General features: G+C 64.0%; 19 protein-coding genes. 3 read left to right on the forward strand and 16 right to left on the reverse strand.

The window, feature by feature from the left end; translation table 11 throughout:
* Nucleotides 1-284 precede the first annotated feature (284 nt).
* Nucleotides 285-2,183 (forward strand): ATP-binding cassette domain-containing protein, encoded by a 1,899-nt coding sequence (locus tag AC1RCS_RS12225; protein WP_218296987.1) that lies wholly within the window; start codon nucleotides 285-287, stop codon nucleotides 2,181-2,183.
* 83 nt (nucleotides 2,184-2,266) lie between these two features.
* Here the strand turns inward: AC1RCS_RS12225 and AC1RCS_RS12230 are convergent, their stop codons facing one another.
* From AC1RCS_RS12230 to AC1RCS_RS12260, 7 genes are all read right to left on the reverse strand, one after another.
* Entirely contained in the window at nucleotides 2,267-3,373 is a 1,107-nt protein-coding gene (locus tag AC1RCS_RS12230) for a protein-glutamate methylesterase/protein-glutamine glutaminase (RefSeq protein ID WP_218296986.1), read from the reverse strand.
* A 15-nt stretch (nucleotides 3,374-3,388) separates the two neighbouring features.
* The gene (gene cheD / locus AC1RCS_RS12235) at nucleotides 3,389-4,138 is read right to left on the reverse strand and encodes a chemoreceptor glutamine deamidase CheD (protein ID WP_218296985.1); all 750 of its coding nucleotides are present in this window, start codon (nucleotides 4,136-4,138) and stop codon (nucleotides 3,389-3,391) included.
* A gap of 29 nt (nucleotides 4,139-4,167) precedes the next feature.
* A complete protein-coding gene (locus AC1RCS_RS12240) occupies nucleotides 4,168-5,073 on the reverse strand; it encodes a CheR family methyltransferase (RefSeq protein WP_255594838.1) in 906 nt (301 codons plus the stop codon).
* 113 nt (nucleotides 5,074-5,186) lie between these two features.
* On the reverse strand, nucleotides 5,187-5,675 hold the full coding sequence (locus AC1RCS_RS12245) for a chemotaxis protein CheW (protein WP_218296984.1): 489 nt from the start codon (nucleotides 5,673-5,675) through the stop codon (nucleotides 5,187-5,189).
* A gap of 54 nt (nucleotides 5,676-5,729) precedes the next feature.
* A complete protein-coding gene (locus AC1RCS_RS12250; protein WP_218296983.1) occupies nucleotides 5,730-7,859 on the reverse strand; it encodes a chemotaxis protein CheA in 2,130 nt (709 codons plus the stop codon).
* Nucleotides 7,860-7,904: 45 nt separating this feature from the next.
* Nucleotides 7,905-8,267 carry a response regulator gene (locus tag AC1RCS_RS12255; RefSeq protein ID WP_056173069.1) on the reverse strand — a complete coding sequence of 121 codons (363 nt, stop codon included), beginning with the start codon at nucleotides 8,265-8,267 and terminating at the stop codon, nucleotides 7,905-7,907.
* Between the two features lie 49 nt (nucleotides 8,268-8,316).
* Nucleotides 8,317-8,763: a hypothetical protein gene (locus tag AC1RCS_RS12260; protein WP_218296982.1), complete on the reverse strand. Its 447-nt coding sequence runs from the start codon at nucleotides 8,761-8,763 to the stop codon at nucleotides 8,317-8,319.
* 187 nt (nucleotides 8,764-8,950) lie between these two features.
* Between AC1RCS_RS12260 and AC1RCS_RS12265 the strand changes: the two genes are divergently transcribed.
* Together AC1RCS_RS12265 and AC1RCS_RS12270 are read left to right on the forward strand one after the other, a co-directional pair.
* Nucleotides 8,951-10,060, forward strand: coding sequence for a hybrid sensor histidine kinase/response regulator (locus AC1RCS_RS12265; RefSeq protein ID WP_218296981.1), 1,110 nt, complete (start codon nucleotides 8,951-8,953; stop codon nucleotides 10,058-10,060).
* Nucleotides 10,057-10,686, forward strand: coding sequence for a response regulator (locus AC1RCS_RS12270; RefSeq protein WP_218296980.1), 630 nt, complete (start codon nucleotides 10,057-10,059; stop codon nucleotides 10,684-10,686). Before AC1RCS_RS12265 ends, AC1RCS_RS12270 begins: the two co-directional genes overlap by 4 nt.
* A gap of 29 nt (nucleotides 10,687-10,715) precedes the next feature.
* Here AC1RCS_RS12270 and fliR read toward each other — a convergent pair whose 3' ends face one another.
* The 9 genes from fliR to fliJ form a co-directional block, all read right to left on the reverse strand.
* Entirely contained in the window at nucleotides 10,716-11,486 is a 771-nt protein-coding gene (fliR, locus tag AC1RCS_RS12275) for a flagellar biosynthetic protein FliR (protein WP_218296979.1), read from the reverse strand.
* A gap of 76 nt (nucleotides 11,487-11,562) precedes the next feature.
* Nucleotides 11,563-11,832 carry a flagellar biosynthesis protein FliQ gene (fliQ, locus tag AC1RCS_RS12280; RefSeq protein ID WP_218296978.1) on the reverse strand — a complete coding sequence of 90 codons (270 nt, stop codon included), beginning with the start codon at nucleotides 11,830-11,832 and terminating at the stop codon, nucleotides 11,563-11,565.
* 11 nt (nucleotides 11,833-11,843) lie between these two features.
* Nucleotides 11,844-12,614, reverse strand: a complete 771-nt coding sequence (fliP, locus tag AC1RCS_RS12285) for a flagellar type III secretion system pore protein FliP (RefSeq protein ID WP_369643492.1) — start codon at nucleotides 12,612-12,614, stop codon at nucleotides 11,844-11,846.
* Nucleotides 12,607-12,963, reverse strand: coding sequence for a FliO/MopB family protein (locus AC1RCS_RS12290; protein WP_369643493.1), 357 nt, complete (start codon nucleotides 12,961-12,963; stop codon nucleotides 12,607-12,609). The genes fliP and AC1RCS_RS12290 overlap by 8 nt, the downstream gene beginning before the upstream one ends.
* Before the next feature lie 7 nt (nucleotides 12,964-12,970).
* Nucleotides 12,971-13,408: a flagellar motor switch protein FliN gene (fliN, locus tag AC1RCS_RS12295; protein ID WP_218296975.1), complete on the reverse strand. Its 438-nt coding sequence runs from the start codon at nucleotides 13,406-13,408 to the stop codon at nucleotides 12,971-12,973.
* Nucleotides 13,398-14,402 carry a flagellar motor switch protein FliM gene (gene fliM / locus AC1RCS_RS12300; RefSeq protein ID WP_010466026.1) on the reverse strand — a complete coding sequence of 335 codons (1,005 nt, stop codon included), beginning with the start codon at nucleotides 14,400-14,402 and terminating at the stop codon, nucleotides 13,398-13,400. Before fliM ends, fliN begins: the two co-directional genes overlap by 11 nt.
* Nucleotides 14,403-14,420: 18 nt before the next feature.
* Nucleotides 14,421-14,996 carry a flagellar basal body-associated FliL family protein gene (locus tag AC1RCS_RS12305; protein WP_218296974.1) on the reverse strand — a complete coding sequence of 192 codons (576 nt, stop codon included), beginning with the start codon at nucleotides 14,994-14,996 and terminating at the stop codon, nucleotides 14,421-14,423.
* Between the two features lie 236 nt (nucleotides 14,997-15,232).
* The gene (locus tag AC1RCS_RS12310) at nucleotides 15,233-16,594 is read right to left on the reverse strand and encodes a flagellar hook-length control protein FliK (RefSeq protein ID WP_492245120.1); all 1,362 of its coding nucleotides are present in this window, start codon (nucleotides 16,592-16,594) and stop codon (nucleotides 15,233-15,235) included.
* 5 nt (nucleotides 16,595-16,599) lie between these two features.
* Nucleotides 16,600-17,061, reverse strand: a complete 462-nt coding sequence (gene fliJ, locus AC1RCS_RS12315; RefSeq protein ID WP_218296973.1) for a flagellar export protein FliJ — start codon at nucleotides 17,059-17,061, stop codon at nucleotides 16,600-16,602.
* Nucleotides 17,062-17,071: the final 10 nt, after the last annotated feature.

Below are 17,071 nucleotides of genomic sequence, written 5' to 3' on the forward strand. Positions count from 1 at the left end.
ATCACCCGAACCTCCAGCGCCCCGCATCTCTGCAGCACCGCCTCAGTAGCGAAGCCCTCGACTATAGCATGAGTTCGAAGGGCGAAAAGAAAGTTGATCATTTCTTTCCTGAAGGCCTCCTCCAACCTGCGCTCCATGCAGGCGTCGGCCACGCCACGACCACTGCGCCTCCTTGCGGTCCTCTACTAAAGGGTGAGAAAACACATCCAGTGGGGGTGCGAGCGCCCCGCCCAGTTCTGCCCCATCGCCGGCAACACCACCCTCCCCCCGATAATCCTGCCCTTATGGCACTTATCACCTTACTGGACGCCCAACTCGCATTTGGGCATGTTGCACTGCTGGACCACGCCGGCTTTTCCCTGGAGACTGCCGAGCGCGTGGGACTGATCGGGCGCAATGGCGCGGGCAAGTCCTCGCTGCTCAAGATTCTCGGGGGGCTGGCCAAACCAGACGACGGCTCACTGCAGGTACAACAGGGCGTGCGCATTGCCTTCGTGGCCCAGGAACCCTCTCTGGATTCCACCGCCACCATCTTCAAGTCCGCGTCCGAAGGACTGCAGCGCGTCATTGCCATCCGTGACCAGTACCTGTCGGGTGCGGAAGGCCTGGACCTCGATGCCCTGCAATCCGAAATTGAAGCCTACGACGCCTGGAACTGGGAGCAGCGGGTAGAGGAAACACTGCAGCGCCTGCATCTGGATCCGGATGCCGTTGTGGGCACGTTGTCAGGGGGGACCAAGAAGCGTGTGGCACTCGCACAAGCGCTGGTAGCCCGCCCGGACGTCCTGTTGCTGGATGAGCCCACCAACCATCTGGACCTCGACTCTATCGAATGGCTTGAAGACCTTCTGCTTGATTTTCCAGGCAGTGTGGTCACCATCACCCATGACCGGTCGTTCCTGGACCGCGTTGCCACCCGCATCGTGGAGCTTGATCGTGGGCAGTTGCGCTCCTACCCCGGCAACTTCGCGCAATACCAGATACAAAAGGAGGATCAGCTGGCCCAGGAAGCCGTCATTTCGGCCAAGGCCGACAAACTCCTCGCCCAGGAGGAAGTCTGGATTCGCCGCGGCGTCGAGGCGCGCCGCACCCGCAGTCAGAGCCGCATCAGCCGCCTGGAGCACCTGCGCGCGCGCCGCGAGGCCCGCCGGGAAGTGGTGGGCAGCGTTCGCATGGACGTGGCGACCGGCAGTTCCAGCGGGTATCAGGGCAAGATCGTCGCGGAGCTCAACGGTGTGGGCAAATCCTTCGGCGACAAGACCATTGTGCGCAACTTCACCGGAACGATCCTGCGCGGCGACAAGGTGGGCTTGATAGGACCCAACGGCGCAGGCAAAACCACCTTGCTCAAGATGATTCTCGGGGAGCTGGCACCCGACGAAGGCACCATCCGCCAAGGCGCCAATCTGCAGGTCGCGTATTTCGACCAGATGCGCCATGCCGTCAACCTGGATGCCACGCTGGAGGACTTCATCAGCCCAGGCAGCGAATGGATCGAAATCGGCAACCAGCGCAAGCATGTCAAGAGCTACCTGAGCGACTTCCTGTTCTCTCCGGCCCGCGCGCATTCCCCTGTCCGCTCGCTGTCGGGCGGCGAGCGTAACCGGCTGCTGCTGGCCCGGCTGTTCGCGCGTCCCGCGAATGTCCTGGTACTGGATGAGCCCACCAATGACCTGGACATCGACACCCTCGATCTTCTGGAGGAGCTGCTGGAGAACTACGAAGGTACCGTGTTCCTCGTCAGCCATGACCGGACTTTTCTCGACAACGTGGTCACCAGCACCATCGCCTTCGAGGGCGACGGCCTGTGGCGGGAATATGAAGGTGGCGTGCAGGACTGGTTGCAGCAATCCAAGCGCAGCCGGGCACTCCAGGCCTCCCCCGCGCCCGGCCAGAAGGCTGGCCGAGAGAATTTGAGCGAAAATCCGGCTCAGGCCTCATCCAGCAAGCGCGAGCCGCTATCAAAAAAGAAGCTTAGCTACAAGGAACAGCGTGAGCTCGACCAGTTGCCTGCACAGATCGCCGGACTCGAAGCAGAGCAGCAGGAACTGCAGGATGCTCTGGCGGATGGCACCCTGTACAGCGCCGACCCCGCACGGGCCGCCGCCATGACCACGCGGGCCGGGGCCATCGAGGAAGAGTTGATGGCTGCACTGGAACGCTGGACGGCCCTGTCCGCCTGAGGCACCAAGGCACCGGGCACAAGCAGGACCGCGCTGCTCTGTCGCCAAAATGCGCGGCCTGCAACGCAGGCCGTGCCCGGCCATCAGATCCGGTGGTGCAGCCGATCCGTCGCGCCCCGCAAACGCGTAATCAATGCGGAGGCGATCTGCCCCAGCGGCAGAACCTCATCCGCGGCGCCGTGGGCAATGGCTTCGCGCGGCATGCCAAATACGATGCAGCTGGCTTCATCCTGCACGTAGTTGTAGCTGCCGGCATCCTTCATCTCTTTCATCGCGGCCGCGCCATCGTTGCCCATTCCGGTGAGCATGATGCCGAAGGCATTGCGCCCCACCACGGCAGCGGCCGACTTGAACAGCACCTCGACCGAGGGCTTGTGGCGATTCACCGGCGGGCCATCATCCACCACGGCAACATAGTTGGCACCACTGCGGGCCACGTGGAACTGGGTTCCCCCCGGAGCGATGTAGGCATGGCCAGGCAGGATGCGTTCCCCGTTCACGGCTTCCTTGACCGTGATCTGGCACAAGCCATTGAGGCGGGCCGCGAAGCTGGTGGTGAAACCCGGGGGCATATGCTGGGTGATGACAATGGCGGGCGAATCCGCCGGCATCTGCACCAGCACCTCCTTGATGGCCTCGGTACCGCCGGTGGATGCCCCGATGCAAATCAGTTTTTCGGTGGACAGGCGCCCCAGGAGCGCCGACGCGGGCATGGCAGGCGCTGCACCTGCACCACTCCCCGCACCGCCAGCGGCGGTGGTTTCGCGAGCGGGCGCGCGGCGAACCTGCGCCACCGCGGCCACGCGGATCTTGTCCACGATCTGGGTGGCCAGATCGTTGAGGCCGCTGGCCAGACCGACACGGGGCTTGGCCACAAAATCCACCGCGCCCAGTTCCAGAGCCTTCATCGTCACTTCAGCGCCCCGCTCCGTCAGCGTGGAAATCATCACCACCGGCATCGGTCGCAAGCGCATCAACCGCCCCAGGAAGTCGATGCCGTCCATGCGCGGCATCTCGACATCCAGTGTGATGACATCGGGGTTGAGCTCGCGGATCATCTCGCGCGCCACCAAGGGATCATTGGCCGTGCCGATGCACTCCATGTCCCGCTGCCGGTTGATGATCTCGGACAGCAGACTGCGGACCAACGCCGAATCGTCCACCACGATCACCCGGATTTTCCTGCTCATTAACTCACGCCTTCCTCAAAACAGATCGACAGAACCGCCCGAGGTGGTCTTGGCCACGGTGGCGGCATTGCCGCGCACTTCCTGGGCCACCAGGGCCTCGGGATGTGCGTGCGCCAACCGCTTGACCATGGCTTTCCCTGTGATGGGGAAAAAAACCACCTTGCGCGGATAGATATCCAGCACATCCTCGGAGACGATGGGAATACGCTCCGTGTGAAGGTAGTTCAAAACAAAATTGGTGTTGCGCTCACCGACATTCATGGTCGTGAAGTTGTGCATGACCTGCGCCCCGCCAAAAATCTTGGCCTGCATGGTTTCGCGGCGGGCTCCGAGCTTGAGCATCTCGTTGATCAGCAATTCCATGGCGTACGAGCCATAGCGCCCCGAAGCATCCCCCACATCGCCATCGGGCAGCATGAAATGATTCATGCCTCCTATGCGCGCACGGCTGTCCCACAGGCAGGCGGCAATGCATGACCCCAGCACGGTCATGATGACCATGTTCTCGTCGGCGACAAAATATTCGCCCGGAAGGACCTTCACGGCATTGTGCTGAAAGTGATGGTCCAGATAAAAGAAGGAAGCCTCCCCGGGTTTGCGGCTGTGCGCCTTGAGCTCCTGCAGCGAAGACTCCCGGGCCGGCCCTGACCCGGCGGCATAGATGTCCGCGCTCAGGGGGGCGATGCGGGGAGCACGGCGCCGCTCGGACATGCCAGGCGCGGCAACGGCCGAAGAAGGGGATGAGCCTGATGGAGTGGTGGTCATGTGTGCTCGGTGCTAGGCAACATGGCGGGTCAGCGACGCTCGTACACCGTTTTGCCGCGCAGCGTAAACAGGTCCCTGGACTCGCTGAAGTTCTCGGCATGCCCTACAAACAGCATGCCGCCGGGCTTGAGGACCCTGTGGATCCTCTCCAGCACCCGCCGCTGCGTGGGTGCATCAAAGTAGATCATCACGTTGCGGCAAAAAACCACATCGAAGGGCTCTTTGAACGGCCAGTCGTCCCGGATGAGGTTCACACTCATGAAATCAATGGCACGCCGCAGTTCCGGCTTGGCCCGCACCATGCCCAGATTGGCCCCCTTGCCCCGCAGAAAGAACTTCTGCAGGCGCTCCGGGCTCAGGCCTTTGAGGCTGTCGAGGCGGTACACCCCCTGCGCTGCCGTCGCCAGCACGCGGGAATCGATGTCGCTGGCGGTCAGCTTGAAAGACGCGTTGGCCCCCAGCGCCTCGAACGCCGTCATCACGATGGAATAGGGTTCTTCTCCGGTAGAGGCGGCATTGCACCAGACCCGCCAGCCAGTCGATGGCTTGCTGCGCAGATGCGAGGCGAAGATCTCGAAATGGTGCTGTTCGCGGAAGAAGGCCGTGAGGTTGGTGGTGAGCGCATTGATGAACTCCTGCCACTCCGGGCCGTCATGCGTCTCAAGCCATCCGAGATAGTCGTGAAAACTGTTGTGCCCCGTGTCACGCAAACGGCGCGAAAGGCGGCTGTACACCATGGCGTGCTTGCCGTCGTGCAAGCTGATGCCCGCGCGCTGATAGATCAGCGCCTGCACCCGCGCGAAATCCGCATTGGTCCAGACAAACTCGCGCCCCTGGGCCAGCGGCCCCGAGGGGGCAGCCGCGGCGGCATAGACCGGATCCACCCTGGCGGTGGTGGGCCGGGCCGTGGGGAATGCACTGGTGGGTTGGGCCATATTGATCGTCCGACGGGAAATCCTGTTCGCTCCAAGAGACCTGCTAGCCACACCCGCCATCTGCTGGCAGGTGCTGGATCCACCACTGGTGTGACGGTTGCGCCCTATTCGCCCTATTCGTTGGCGGTCACCAGCCCCATGTCCACGCCGGACATGAGTTTCTCGATGTCCAGCAGAATCAGCATGCGCTCACCCACCGACCCGAGCCCGAGGATGCAGCTGTTGTCGATGGCGCTTTCAATATCCGGTGCAGAGCGAATGCTCTCGGGCGTCAGTTCCATCACATCGCTGACGGAGTCCACCACGATTCCGACCACCCGGTTGCGGAGGTTCAAGATGATGACCACCGTGAAGCTGTTGTAGTCCGCCTGCGCGCAATTGAACTTGAGGCGCATGTCGACAATGGGCACGATCGTGCCGCGCAGGTTCACGACGCCCTTGATGAAACTGGGGGCGTTCGCAATCCGTGTCGGTGGCTCATAGCCACGGATCTCCTGCACCTTCAGGATATCGATGCCGTACTCTTCCTGGTCGAGGCGGAACGTCAGATATTCGCGGGTGCCCGTTGGCACCGCCTCTGCGGTTTTACCCATCACACTCATGGTGAATTCTCCTTTCGTGACAGCGCCCTGCCCTTCGGGCACGGCTGCTCAAATCTAGTGGCGCGCCCGCCGCACCAGCCCGCCCGTATCCAGGATGAGCGCCACCGTGCCGTCGCCCAGAATGGTGGCGCCCGACACGTTGGGGACCTTGCGGTAGTTCGATTCCAGGTTCTTGACCACCACCTGGTGCTGGCCCAGCAGCTCATCCACCAGCAGCGCAACACGGCTGCCATCCGCTTCCACGACCACCATGATGTTGCTGGACTTGTTGGGGTCAAAACGCGGCACCTGGAAGATCTTTTCCAGCGCGATCACCGGCATGTATTCGTCGCGCACCTTCACCAGTTGCGATCCCTGTGCCACGGTGCTCACATCGTCCGCGTTGACCTGGAAGGACTCCACGACGGAAGACAGCGGCAGGATGTAGACCTCGTCGCTCACGCCCACGGACATGCCATCCATGATGGCCAGCGTCAACGGCAGGCGCACGGAAACCTTCATTCCGTAACCCTCGGCCGAGTCAATCTCCACCGACCCGTTGAGCGCCGCGATATTGCGCTTGACAACGTCCATGCCCACGCCGCGCCCGGACACGTCAGTCACCTCGTCGGCGGTGGAAAAGCCTGGTGCAAAGATCAGCTGCCAGACTTCCGCATCGCTCATCTGCTCGGACACTTCGATGCCGCGCTCCTGCGCCTTGCTGAGGATCTTCTCGCGCGAGAGGCCACGGCCATCGTCGCGCACCTCGATCACGATCGATCCACCCTGGTGCGAGGCCGACAGCGTGATGGTCCCGTGTTCCGACTTGCCCTTGGCCAAGCGGTCCGCCGGCATCTCGATCCCGTGGTCGCAGCTGTTGCGCACCAGGTGTGTCAGCGGATCGGTGATCTTCTCGACCAGCCCCTTGTCCAGTTCGGTGGCCTCGCCCAGCGTCACCAGTTCGACCTTCTTGCCCAGCTTGTTCGCCAAGTCCCGCAGCATGCGGGGGAAGCGGCTGAAGACGATGGACATCGGAATCATGCGGATCGACATGACCGATTCCTGCAGGTCGCGCGTGTTGCGATCCAGGTCGGCCAGGCCCGCCAGCAGCTGCTGGTAGGCGCCTGCATCCAGCCCCCGGCTGTTCTGCGCGAGCATCGCCTGGGTGATCACAAGTTCACCCACCAGGTTGATGAGCTGGTCGACCTTTTTCACGTCCACGCGAATCGTCGTGGACTCCATCTGCGCCTGCATGGCGACCTTGGGCTCCGCAGCCTTGGGGGCCGCAGCCTTGGGCGCTTGTGCGGGGGCCTGCGCTGCCGCCCGGGGCGCATCGGTGCCGGGAGCACCCGGCGCATCGCTGAAGAAGCCGTAAGCCTCGCCTCCGGCGGCATCCGCGGCGACCACGACATCGTCGTCCGCGTCCTCCGGGGCTGCAGCCGCTGCTGCAGCGGCCTCACGGATGAGGACCTGCTCCTTGGACACATGGAAGGCGAACAGGTCGAGCAGATCATCGTTGGTGGAGGTGGTCTCCACCGCGAACAGCCGCGTGTTGGGCTGGGTGCTTTCCATGTCCCGGATGGCACCGAGCCCGGGAATATCCCGGAACAGTTCCTTGATGGCATCGGCCTGCTGCGGCCGCTCCAGCGGGCCGATCTGGATTTCCAGTGCACGCGCCTGTCCGGCGACTGCGGGCGTCACCGCCTTGGGCGCTGGAGCCGCTACCTGCGGGGCTGGCGCAGGTGGCGGTGGTGCCACGGCGGGCGCGTCGCTGGGGACGAGCCCCGCAGCAAGCTCACTGATGCGGCGCACCAGCGACGTGGTGGAGACAGCCTCTCCCTGGCCTCCGGCCTGATGGCGGGCCAGCAAGCTGCGGGATGCATCGGCGGACTCCAGCAGCACGTCCACCATCTGGGGAACGGGTTGCAGCTCATGGCGGCGCAACCGGTCCAGCAAGGACTCCATCTGGTGCGTCAGCTCCGCCACGTCCGAAAAACCAAAGGTGGCCGAGCCACCCTTGATGGAATGGGCGCACCGGAAGATGCCGTTGAGCTCTTCATCATTGGCGCTGCTCAGATCCAGATCCAGGAGCATCTGCTCCATCTGGTCCAGGTTTTCGCCCGCTTCCTCGAAAAAGATCTGATAGAACTGGCTCAGGTCGAAGTCAGCGCCTGCTCCCGATCCTTCTTGGTAGGTTTCCGCCATCGTGGGCTCCTGTGTACTTGGTGGTCCGGGCCAATCCAATCCGGCTCAGCGGATCACTTTCTGGATGACTTCGATCAGGCGATTGGGATCAAAAGGCTTGACCAGCCAGCCCGTCGCCCCGGCCGTGCGCCCGGCCTGCTTCATCTGATCGCTCGACTCGGTGGTGAGGATCAGGATCGGGATGGTCTTGAATTTGGGGTTCTCGCGCAGTTTGCGCGTCAATCCGATACCGTCCAGGCGCGGCATGTTCTGGTCGGCCAGGACCAGATCAATGTCATGGCTCTCGGCCTTCTCAAGGGCATCCTGCCCATCCACCGCCTCCACAACGTGGTAGCCGGCACCCGTGAGAGTGAACGACACCATTTTCCGCATGGACGGTGAATCATCTACGGCTAGGATCGATTGCATGTAAGGCTCCAACTGACTTGAATATATAGGTTAACCAGTGACGTGAAGATCAGAACAGGTCCACGGAACCGGCATCCATCTCGCTTTGCGTGACGGGGTTGGGCCGGTCCGGCGCCATCTCTGCAAATGGCGCTGCTTCTTCACCATCTTCATTGCCCATGGCCTCGGAGGCCAAGCGGAAAGCGCATCCTTGAAGCACCTTGGTCGTGTGCCAGATCAACTGGGACGCCATATCCTGGAACTGCAATTCGGTCACGGCGCTGCGCAGCGCGGCCCGAGCGGCCACCAGCTCCGGAGAATCGGCCACAGCCGCGTCCGTCAGCACGGCATTGGCCTCTCCAAAACGTTCCAGCAGGTTGTCGGTGGCATGGCTGAGCAGGCCTTCCAGGCGATGCAGGTCATGCATCACGACCAGCAACGAATCCTGCAGCTCTGCCGCCACCATGACGGGAACCTGGACAGCAGGTCCTCCAGACGTTGTTAGCGTAGATTGCATCGTTTCTCCATCGCAGCACGCAGCAGCAAAGCACGCAAAAATCCCAGGACTACGATATCTGCACAAAAGCCCAAAGCAAAGGCATGCGCACCATGGTGTCGGCATCCATTGGACGCTGACGCTGAAACCATCCCAATCGGACAAACACCCTTGTTTGTTCCAATTTGTATCCTATGATAGCGCTCCTATGGTCACCATAGCACCAGACCAGACCCTCAGCATCCTGCATCTTGAAGATTCACTGGCGGACCATGAGCTGACCGCCTTGACCCTGCGGCGGTCCGGGCTCCATTGCCATCTCCATCAGGTCGACTCGCTTGCCGACTTCCAGCGGCTGACCGATACCCAGGCTTTTGACATCATCCTGGCAGATTACCGCCTGCCAGGCTTTACCGCGCTGGACGCATGGACGCATGTGGCGCAAAAGCCGCAGCACCCCCCTTTTGTGCTGCTGTCCGGCGCCATCGGCGAGGCAGCCGCCGTGGACGCCATCCGCCTGGGCATCGCAGACTACCTGCTCAAGGACGACCTGCAGCGCCTGCCCCATGTGATCGCACGCGCTCTGGAGGTCCACGACGCCCGCAAGGCGCGCGAACAGGCCGTGGCGCAGCTGGAGGCGTCCGAACGCCGGCTGGCGGAACTGACAGAACACCTGCAAACATCGATCGAGCAGGAACGCGCATCCATCGCCCGAGAAATTCATGACGACATCGGCGGCGCATTGACGGCCGTGAGGTTCGATGTGGCATGGATCGGACGCCACAGCACGGCCCCGGCGATGCAGGAACACGCGGCGTCGGCGGCCGAGATGCTGCAGCACGCCATCGAGGCGAGCCAGCGGATCATGATGAACCTGCGCCCGCCGATCCTCGAACAGGGGCTGGTGGCAGCCGTTCAGTGGCTTGCCGCCGGCTTCGAGCGCCGCTCGGGCATACCGGCTCCGGTCGTGACCAGCAGCGAGACCATCCACGCTCCGCCGGATATCCAGCTGGCGGCCTACCGCACCGCGCAGGAAGCGCTGACCAATATTTCCAAACATGCCCATCCAGGCACTGTGCGTATCGATCTCTCCGACAAGGAGGGCGTCCTGACGCTGGAGGTCACCGACGATGGCCGGGGCATCGATCCGCAAATGCTCGACAAGCCCAAGGCCTTCGGGCTCAAGGGCCTGCATGAACGCGCCCGGACTGTCGGGGGGTGGCTGGATATCAGCAGCCGGCCCGGCCAGGGCACCTCCGTGATCCTTTCCATACCGCTAACATCGCACCCATCACCAGCCCCAGGAGATGTGCAGTGATTCATGTGGTCCTGTGCGATGACCATGCCGTTCTGCGGCGCGGAATACGCGACACGCTGGCCGACGCCCCCGATATCCAGGTGACTGGAGAGGCCGGGGGATATTCCGAGCTGCGCGAGGTGCTGCGCTCGGCAGCCTGCGATGTGCTGCTGCTGGACCTGAACATGCCGGGGCGCAGCGGCCTTGAGGTGCTGGCCAGCCTGCGCGAGACGCACTCCGCCATCAAGGTGCTGGTGGTGTCCATGTACCCGGAAGACCAGTACGCCCTGCGCTGCCTGAAGGCCGGCGCCCAGGGATACGCCAACAAGGCAGGGGATCCGGTCGAATTGATTGCGGCCGTGCGCACCGTCATGCAGGGGCGCAAGTACCTCACGGCAGAGGTTGCCCAGATGCTGGCGGACAGCCTGGCACAGCCCACGCCGGAGGCGCCGCATGCGGCGCTGTCCGAGCGGGAGTTGCAGACACTGGTCAAGATTGCCTCCGGCCGCAGGCTGTCGGACATCGCCGAGGAGTTGATGCTCAGCCCCAAGACCGTGAGCGTGTACCGTTCGCGCGTGCTGGAGAAGCTGAAGCTCTCGAACAACGCGGAACTCACCGTCTACGCCATCCGCAACCAGCTGGTCTGAGACGGCCTGCACACCCCCCTCTTTCCCCACTATCGCTGCGTGGCAAAGAGATCGACCGCCTGCTGCATCAGCGCCAGCACCGGTTGCTCCAGCAGCGGGAGCGTGGCCACGATGCCCAGCATGCCCACGGTCAACGTCACCGGGAACCCCACGGCATAGATGTTCATCTGCGGCGCCACCCGCGAAATGATGCCCAGCGTCAAGTTGACGAACAGCAGGAGCGCGATCATGGGCAGCGCGATCCACAGCGCACTGGAAAACAGGGACGAACCCAGCTCGTAAATGCGCATCTGCCCAAGGGCCTGCAGGAAGTTGCCATCGACCGGAAAGCGGTCAAAACTCTTCACCACGGCCATCAAGATCAGCAGATGGCCATTGATCACCACAAAGAGCAGCATGGACATGTGTCCAAAAAAGCGGGCTACCGCACTGATCTGCGCATTCGAAGAGGGGTCGAAAAATGATGCGAAATTCAACCCCATCTGCAACCCGATGATTTCGCCCGCCAGCTCCACGGCCGCAAACACCAGCCGGACGGAAAACCCGATCGCAAGCCCCACGGCCACTTGCTGGGCCACGGCTCCGAATGCCTCGCGCCCGTTGACGCTGATGACCGGTTGATTGACCAGCACGCCCTGGGCGCACAGCGCCACCAGGAACGCCAGTCCGATCTTGACGCGCATGGGTATCGTCCGCATGGAAAACACTGGCGCGACCGAGAAGACGGCGAGCACGCGCAAGAATGGCCACAGGATGGGAGACAGCCAGGCCATCAGCTGGGCTTCGGAGAAAGTGATCACGCGATCCCCGATGGGCAGCCAGAAATGGGGCTGGCGAACAAAGGGTGCGGCGCGAAGCGCAAGGCCGTGCCCCGCACTAGCCGATCATCGACGGAATGGACTCGATCGTCCGGCGGATAAAGTCCACCAGGGTACTGAGCATCCAGGGCCCCGCGATCGCAAAAACCACCATCGCGGCGATCAGCTTGGGAACAAAGGCCAGTGTCGCCTCATGGATCTGCGTGACCGCCTGGAAAATGCTCACGATCAGCCCCACCGCCATCACGGCACCGAGCACCGGCATCGAAATCATCAGCAGCAGCGTCAAGGCGTCGCGCCCGATGGTCAGCACCATTTGCGAAGTCATCGCCCACTCCTTCAGGGAACAAAACTGGCAGCCAGCGAGCCGATCAGCAAATTCCAGCCGTCCGCCAGCACAAACAGCATGAGCTTGAACGGCAGTGCCACCAGCACCGGAGACAGCATCATCATGCCCAAGGACATGAGGATGCTCGACACCACCATGTCGATCACCAGAAACGGGATGAAGATCATGAAGCCGATCTGAAATGCCGATTTCAGTTCGCTGGTGACAAAGGCTGGCACCAGCACCCGCAGCGGCGCGGTTTCCGCCGTCACGCTCGCATCCAGGCGCGCCAGCCGGGAAAAGAGGGCGAAATCGGATTGCCGGGTCTGCTTGAGCATGAAGCTGCGCATCGGCGCCTCGGCCTTGACCAGGGCCTGTTCGAAGCTGATGGTGTTGTTGGTGTAAGGCACATAGGCGTCCTGGTACACCCGGTCCAGGGTGGGCCCCATCACGAAGAAGGTGAGAAACAGCGACAGTCCGATGATGACCTGGTTGGGCGGCGCCGACTGGGTACCCAGCGCCTGGCGCAGGAGAGACAAAACGATCACGATGCGCGTGAAGCCCGTCATCATGAGCAGCACCGCCGGCAGGAAGGACAGGGCCGTGAAGAACAGCAGGGTCTGGATGGGCACCGAATAGCTGTTGCCCGAAGGGCCGCTGCCCACCACCAATGGCAGTGCGCCCGCGGAGGCCTGCGCGGCGGCCGTGCCATGCACCATGGCGCCCAGGGCGGCCACCGCAGCCAGCAGCAGCACATGACGCACCCGTGAAGCCTCAGCCATGGGAAGGACTTCCAGGCGCGTTGACGGCCGACGCAACCGCGTGCGCGAAAGATGGTTCCGCCTTGGGCGCCGCGGAAGGCGTGCTGGCGGCAACGGCCGGCAGCACGTGCAGGCAGCTCACCTGCTGCGCGGTCACGCCAAGAACCAGCCAGGTCCGCGCGTGTTCCGGCCCCACCTCCACGGTGACCACGCGCTGCTGGGGACCCACGGCCACGGCGGAGAGCACGCGGGAAGCCGCTCCAGCCCCCAGGCCGGCGGTGGCGTGGCGCTGCTGCAGCCGGCGGACCAGCCAGGGCAGCAACGCCATGGCGCCCACGAAAAGGACGACCACCACCAGCGTCTGGGTCATGCTGCCACTATCCACGGCTGACCCGCCGAAGGCGCTCGGAAGGGGTCACCACGTCCGTGAGGCGGATACCGAACTTGTCATTGACCACGACGACCTCGCCCTGCGCGATGAGATAGCCATTCACCAGGACGTCCATGGGCTCGCCCGCGAGCGCGTCGAGCTCCACCACCGAGCCTTGGGCCAGCTGAAGGATGTACTTGATCGGCACCTTGGTGCGCCCGAGCTCCACCGACAGCTGGACCGGAATGTCCAGCACCATGTTGATGTCGTTGACCGTGCCATCCCCGCCGCCAGAGAAAGGGCGCACGGGGTCGCCGGAGAGCGGGCCGCCCTGCTCGGCATCGCCGGGCTTGTCCTCAGTCCGCTTTTGCTCCTCGAGCGCCTCGGCCCAACCCGCAAAGGGGTCATCCGCCGCGCCGTCCTTGTTATCTTCTTCAGTTGACATCTTTTTCTCCCAGCCAGCTCATGTCGGCATTGCGCAGGCATTCTTCGATACGAATGGCGTACTTGGAATTGTGCGTTCCGTACTGGCATTCAAAAATAGGCACGCCCCCGATCGACGCGCGGATGCGGGGCTCGCGGTCGAGCTCGATGAAATCGCCAGGCTTCATGGCCAACAATTGCTCCACCGTGGCATCGGCGCGGGCCAGTTCAGCCACCAGCGTCACTTCGGCGGCCTGGATTTCCCGGGTCAGCACGCGCACCCAGCGGCGATCCACCTCGATGGAATCGCCCTGTGTGGACGAATACAGCACGTCGCGGATGGGCTCCAGCGTCGCGTAGGGCATGCAGATATGGATCGCCCCCGAAAGGTCGCCGATTTCCAGCTGAAAGGCCGTGGACACGACGATTTCGCTGGGCGTGGCGATGTTGGCGAACTGCGGCTGCATTTCCGAGCGCTGGTATTCGAGCTCCAGGGGGTAGATCCCCTGCCACGCCTTCTTGTATTCGGCGCAGATCACATCCACCAGGCGGTTGATGACCCGTTGCTCCGTGGGCGAGAAGTCCCGCCCCTCGATCCGAGTCTGGAACTTGCCCACGCCGCCGTACAGCGTGTCGATGATGCCGAACACGAGCGAGGGTTCGCACACGATCAGCCCGCTGCCGCGCAGCGGACGGATGGCCACGATGTTGAAATTCGTGGGGACCGCAAGCTCCCGCAGGAAGGCGCTGTAGCGCTGCACGGACACGGTGCCCACCGAGATCTCGGGGCTGCGGCGGATGAAATTGAACAGGCCGATGCGGAAGTTGCGCGCGAACCGCTCATTGACGATTTCCATCGTCGGCATCCGTCCACGGACGATGCGCTCCTGGCTGGAAATGTCGTAGTTGCGTACGGAACCCGCCTCCGCCACTTCCTCGACCGATTTCTGGCTCTCGCCAGTAACCCCTTCGAGAAGGGCATCGACCTCTTCCTGCGAAAGAAATGAATCACTCATGACTGGTCCTTGCCCGGGTCACTGGATGATGAAGCTGGAGAAAAGCACCCGGTGCACCGGGTTGCGCTCCGTGCGCCGGCGCGCGGGGCGTTCATCTTCGTCGCCGTCCTTGTCGGCCGCCGCGGCACGCGCGCGGTCGCGTTCCGTGGCAACCGGATAGCCCAGGGGACGCGAGACTTCGCGCAGGATATCGGAGGCCAGTTTTTCCTTGCCTTCCCTTTGCAGCAATTCGGCGGAGGTCCGCTGGGAAATCAGCATCAGGATGCCACTGCGGATGGTGGGCAGGTACAGCTTCACCTGTTCCGCCGTCTTGGCATCTTCCAACTCCAGGGTAATGCCGATCTGTGCAAACCGGTCGCCACCGGGGTCCGCCAGGTTCACCACCATGTTCTCCATGGGCAGGAAGGTGGGAGCCACCTTGGGGGCCTCCTTGCGGGCCGGCGCAGCCCCTTCCTCGTCTTCGGCGTGGGAGCGGCTGGAAATCAGCCAGGCCGCCACCCCGCCGCCAATCACCAGCACCGCCACAACGCCGATGATGATGATGAGCATCTTCTTGCTTTTGGCCGGAGCCGCTGCGGGGGTATTGGCTGACACGATGCGGATTCCTTGGTGGGAGACGGGCCGTACCCACGCAATCAATGGGCGGACAAGACCGGATGGCCCATTATTGGGCGATGCTGCGACCAATAATAGCCAGAATAAAAGCCCAAAACCATGGCATTCGCAGCGCTATCCCGATTGCAGGTCACCCGCCAGGAGCCGTGAGCCGGCAATGCGCCCACGGCGCGGCGCATGCGGGGCGGGCCGAAGGTTCCCGCCGCCATGCGGACTCACACAAAGATGTCCACGGCACGGTCTGGCGCGCCGCCACCGCCGCGCAGCGGCGAGGCCATGCCCACCGGCGTGGCGGCCACCACCCGCGCCTGGCGTGACCCATCGCGGCGGCCCTGCCGTTCGGGGTCGGCCGCATTTTCACGTTGTCCGGCCGACGTGCCGACCGACATGCCCGAGAGCACCAGCCCCTCGCTGCGCAGCAACTCGCTCAATTGCGCCATGCTCCGGTCCAGCATGTCGCGGGTCTGCGGCTGGTCGCTGCGGAAAGTCACATGGGCCTCATTGCCCGACAGCGACACCGACACCTCGACGGGCTGCCCGTCGCGGTTGAGCGTCAGCTCCGCATTCTGAGTCTTCTGGTTGATCCAGTACGTCACCTGCTCGGCGACCTGGTCCTCCATGCCGGCCTGGGCAGGATCGCCAAACGCCGCGGCGCCATCGACGGCCGCTCCTGGCTCCACGGGCGCCACGCCCCCGCCATTGTCGAACCATGCGCCGGCATCCCCCCGCCCTTCGCCAGGGCGGCCGCCATTGCCGGCGGCCTCCCCACCCCGTGCGGGCGCTGCAGCCGCCAGCAGGTCGCCCGCCATCGCTGCGCCGTTGGCCACCAGGTCGCCGGCCCCGGCAGCCGCGCTCCGATCGGCGGCGCCCGCAACCGGCAGGCCCGCCGCCATGCGCTCGCTGGCGGCCTGCACCGTCGCCACGGCCGCCATGTGGTGCCCTTGCGTCGGCAGCGCCACATCGCCCGCCCGGGCCCGGCCCAGGGACATTTCTGCGGAATCCGCCCTTTGGGCCAATGCAGTTTGCATGCGCGAGAAAGCCCGGCCGAACGCTGCGGCACCGGCCTGTGGTGCCCCGCCCTTGAGGTCCGCGGAAGCGTCGAGCATGGCCGTTTCGGCCACCATGCCCTGTGGCAGGCCGTCCACGCCCGGCACACCAGCCGCCAACGGGTTCGCCCCTGCCTGGGCGCCCGCGCCGGGCATCCCCGAGCCTGCCGCCGTTCCATCTTGCACTGCAATGCGAAGGCCGGTGCCCTGCCCCGCCGCCGCCCCGGCGGCACCGCCCCGCACAGCGGCGTCGGGCGCCAGCAATCCCTGCCATGCCGCCAGGGCCGAAGCATCCAGGGCATCCTTCGCGGCATCGGCGGGCAACCCATCGGCCGGCGCCGCGCCGGCGGACGGCAGGTCCAGCGGCCCGGCGTCCCCCGGGGCAGCAGCATCCCCGAGCGCTGCCAGCAGGGCCAGAAAACCGCTGGGGGCGGCACTGTGGGCGTCGTCCGGCGCCTGCGCCGTGGACCGGGTCCGCGCGGCGTGGGCCGGCTGGGTGCCCTGGGGAGAAGAAATTCTTGCTTGTTCCATTGTCACTACTCCCGGCCCGCAGAGCCTTGCATCGCACTTCGGTACTGCAGGGCAGCCCGTTCATCGGTTTGTTTCTGATCTCTTCGCATTTCAGCCCGCTCCAGGTCGTGGCGCCGCTTCTCCATGACCTTGCGCAGGCTGGCCAGCCGCAGTTCCGCCTCCAGCAGGCTGCGCCGGGCCGCCTCCACCCGGTTGGCATGGTCACCCACCACCCCGGTCTGGACACCCGCCGCATGTCCCAAACGGTCCATGAACTGGTAGTGGTGGTACATCACCTCGGGCTTCATCGTGGTGTCGGCCTTCATGCCCCACCGCGCTTGCGTTTCACGGGCATAGTCTTCGAGCTGGTCGAGCTGGGCGCGTGCCGCCTGCTGCGCTGCCTGCGTGTCCTGCAGCACCTTGCGCGCGTCGTCCCGCTTGCGGGACGCCACCTCGACGGCGACGGACAGGGAATTGAGGCTGGACATGGCTGGCGAT

It is taken from the genome of Acidovorax sp. GW823-FHT01C06 (genome assembly GCF_058798375.1).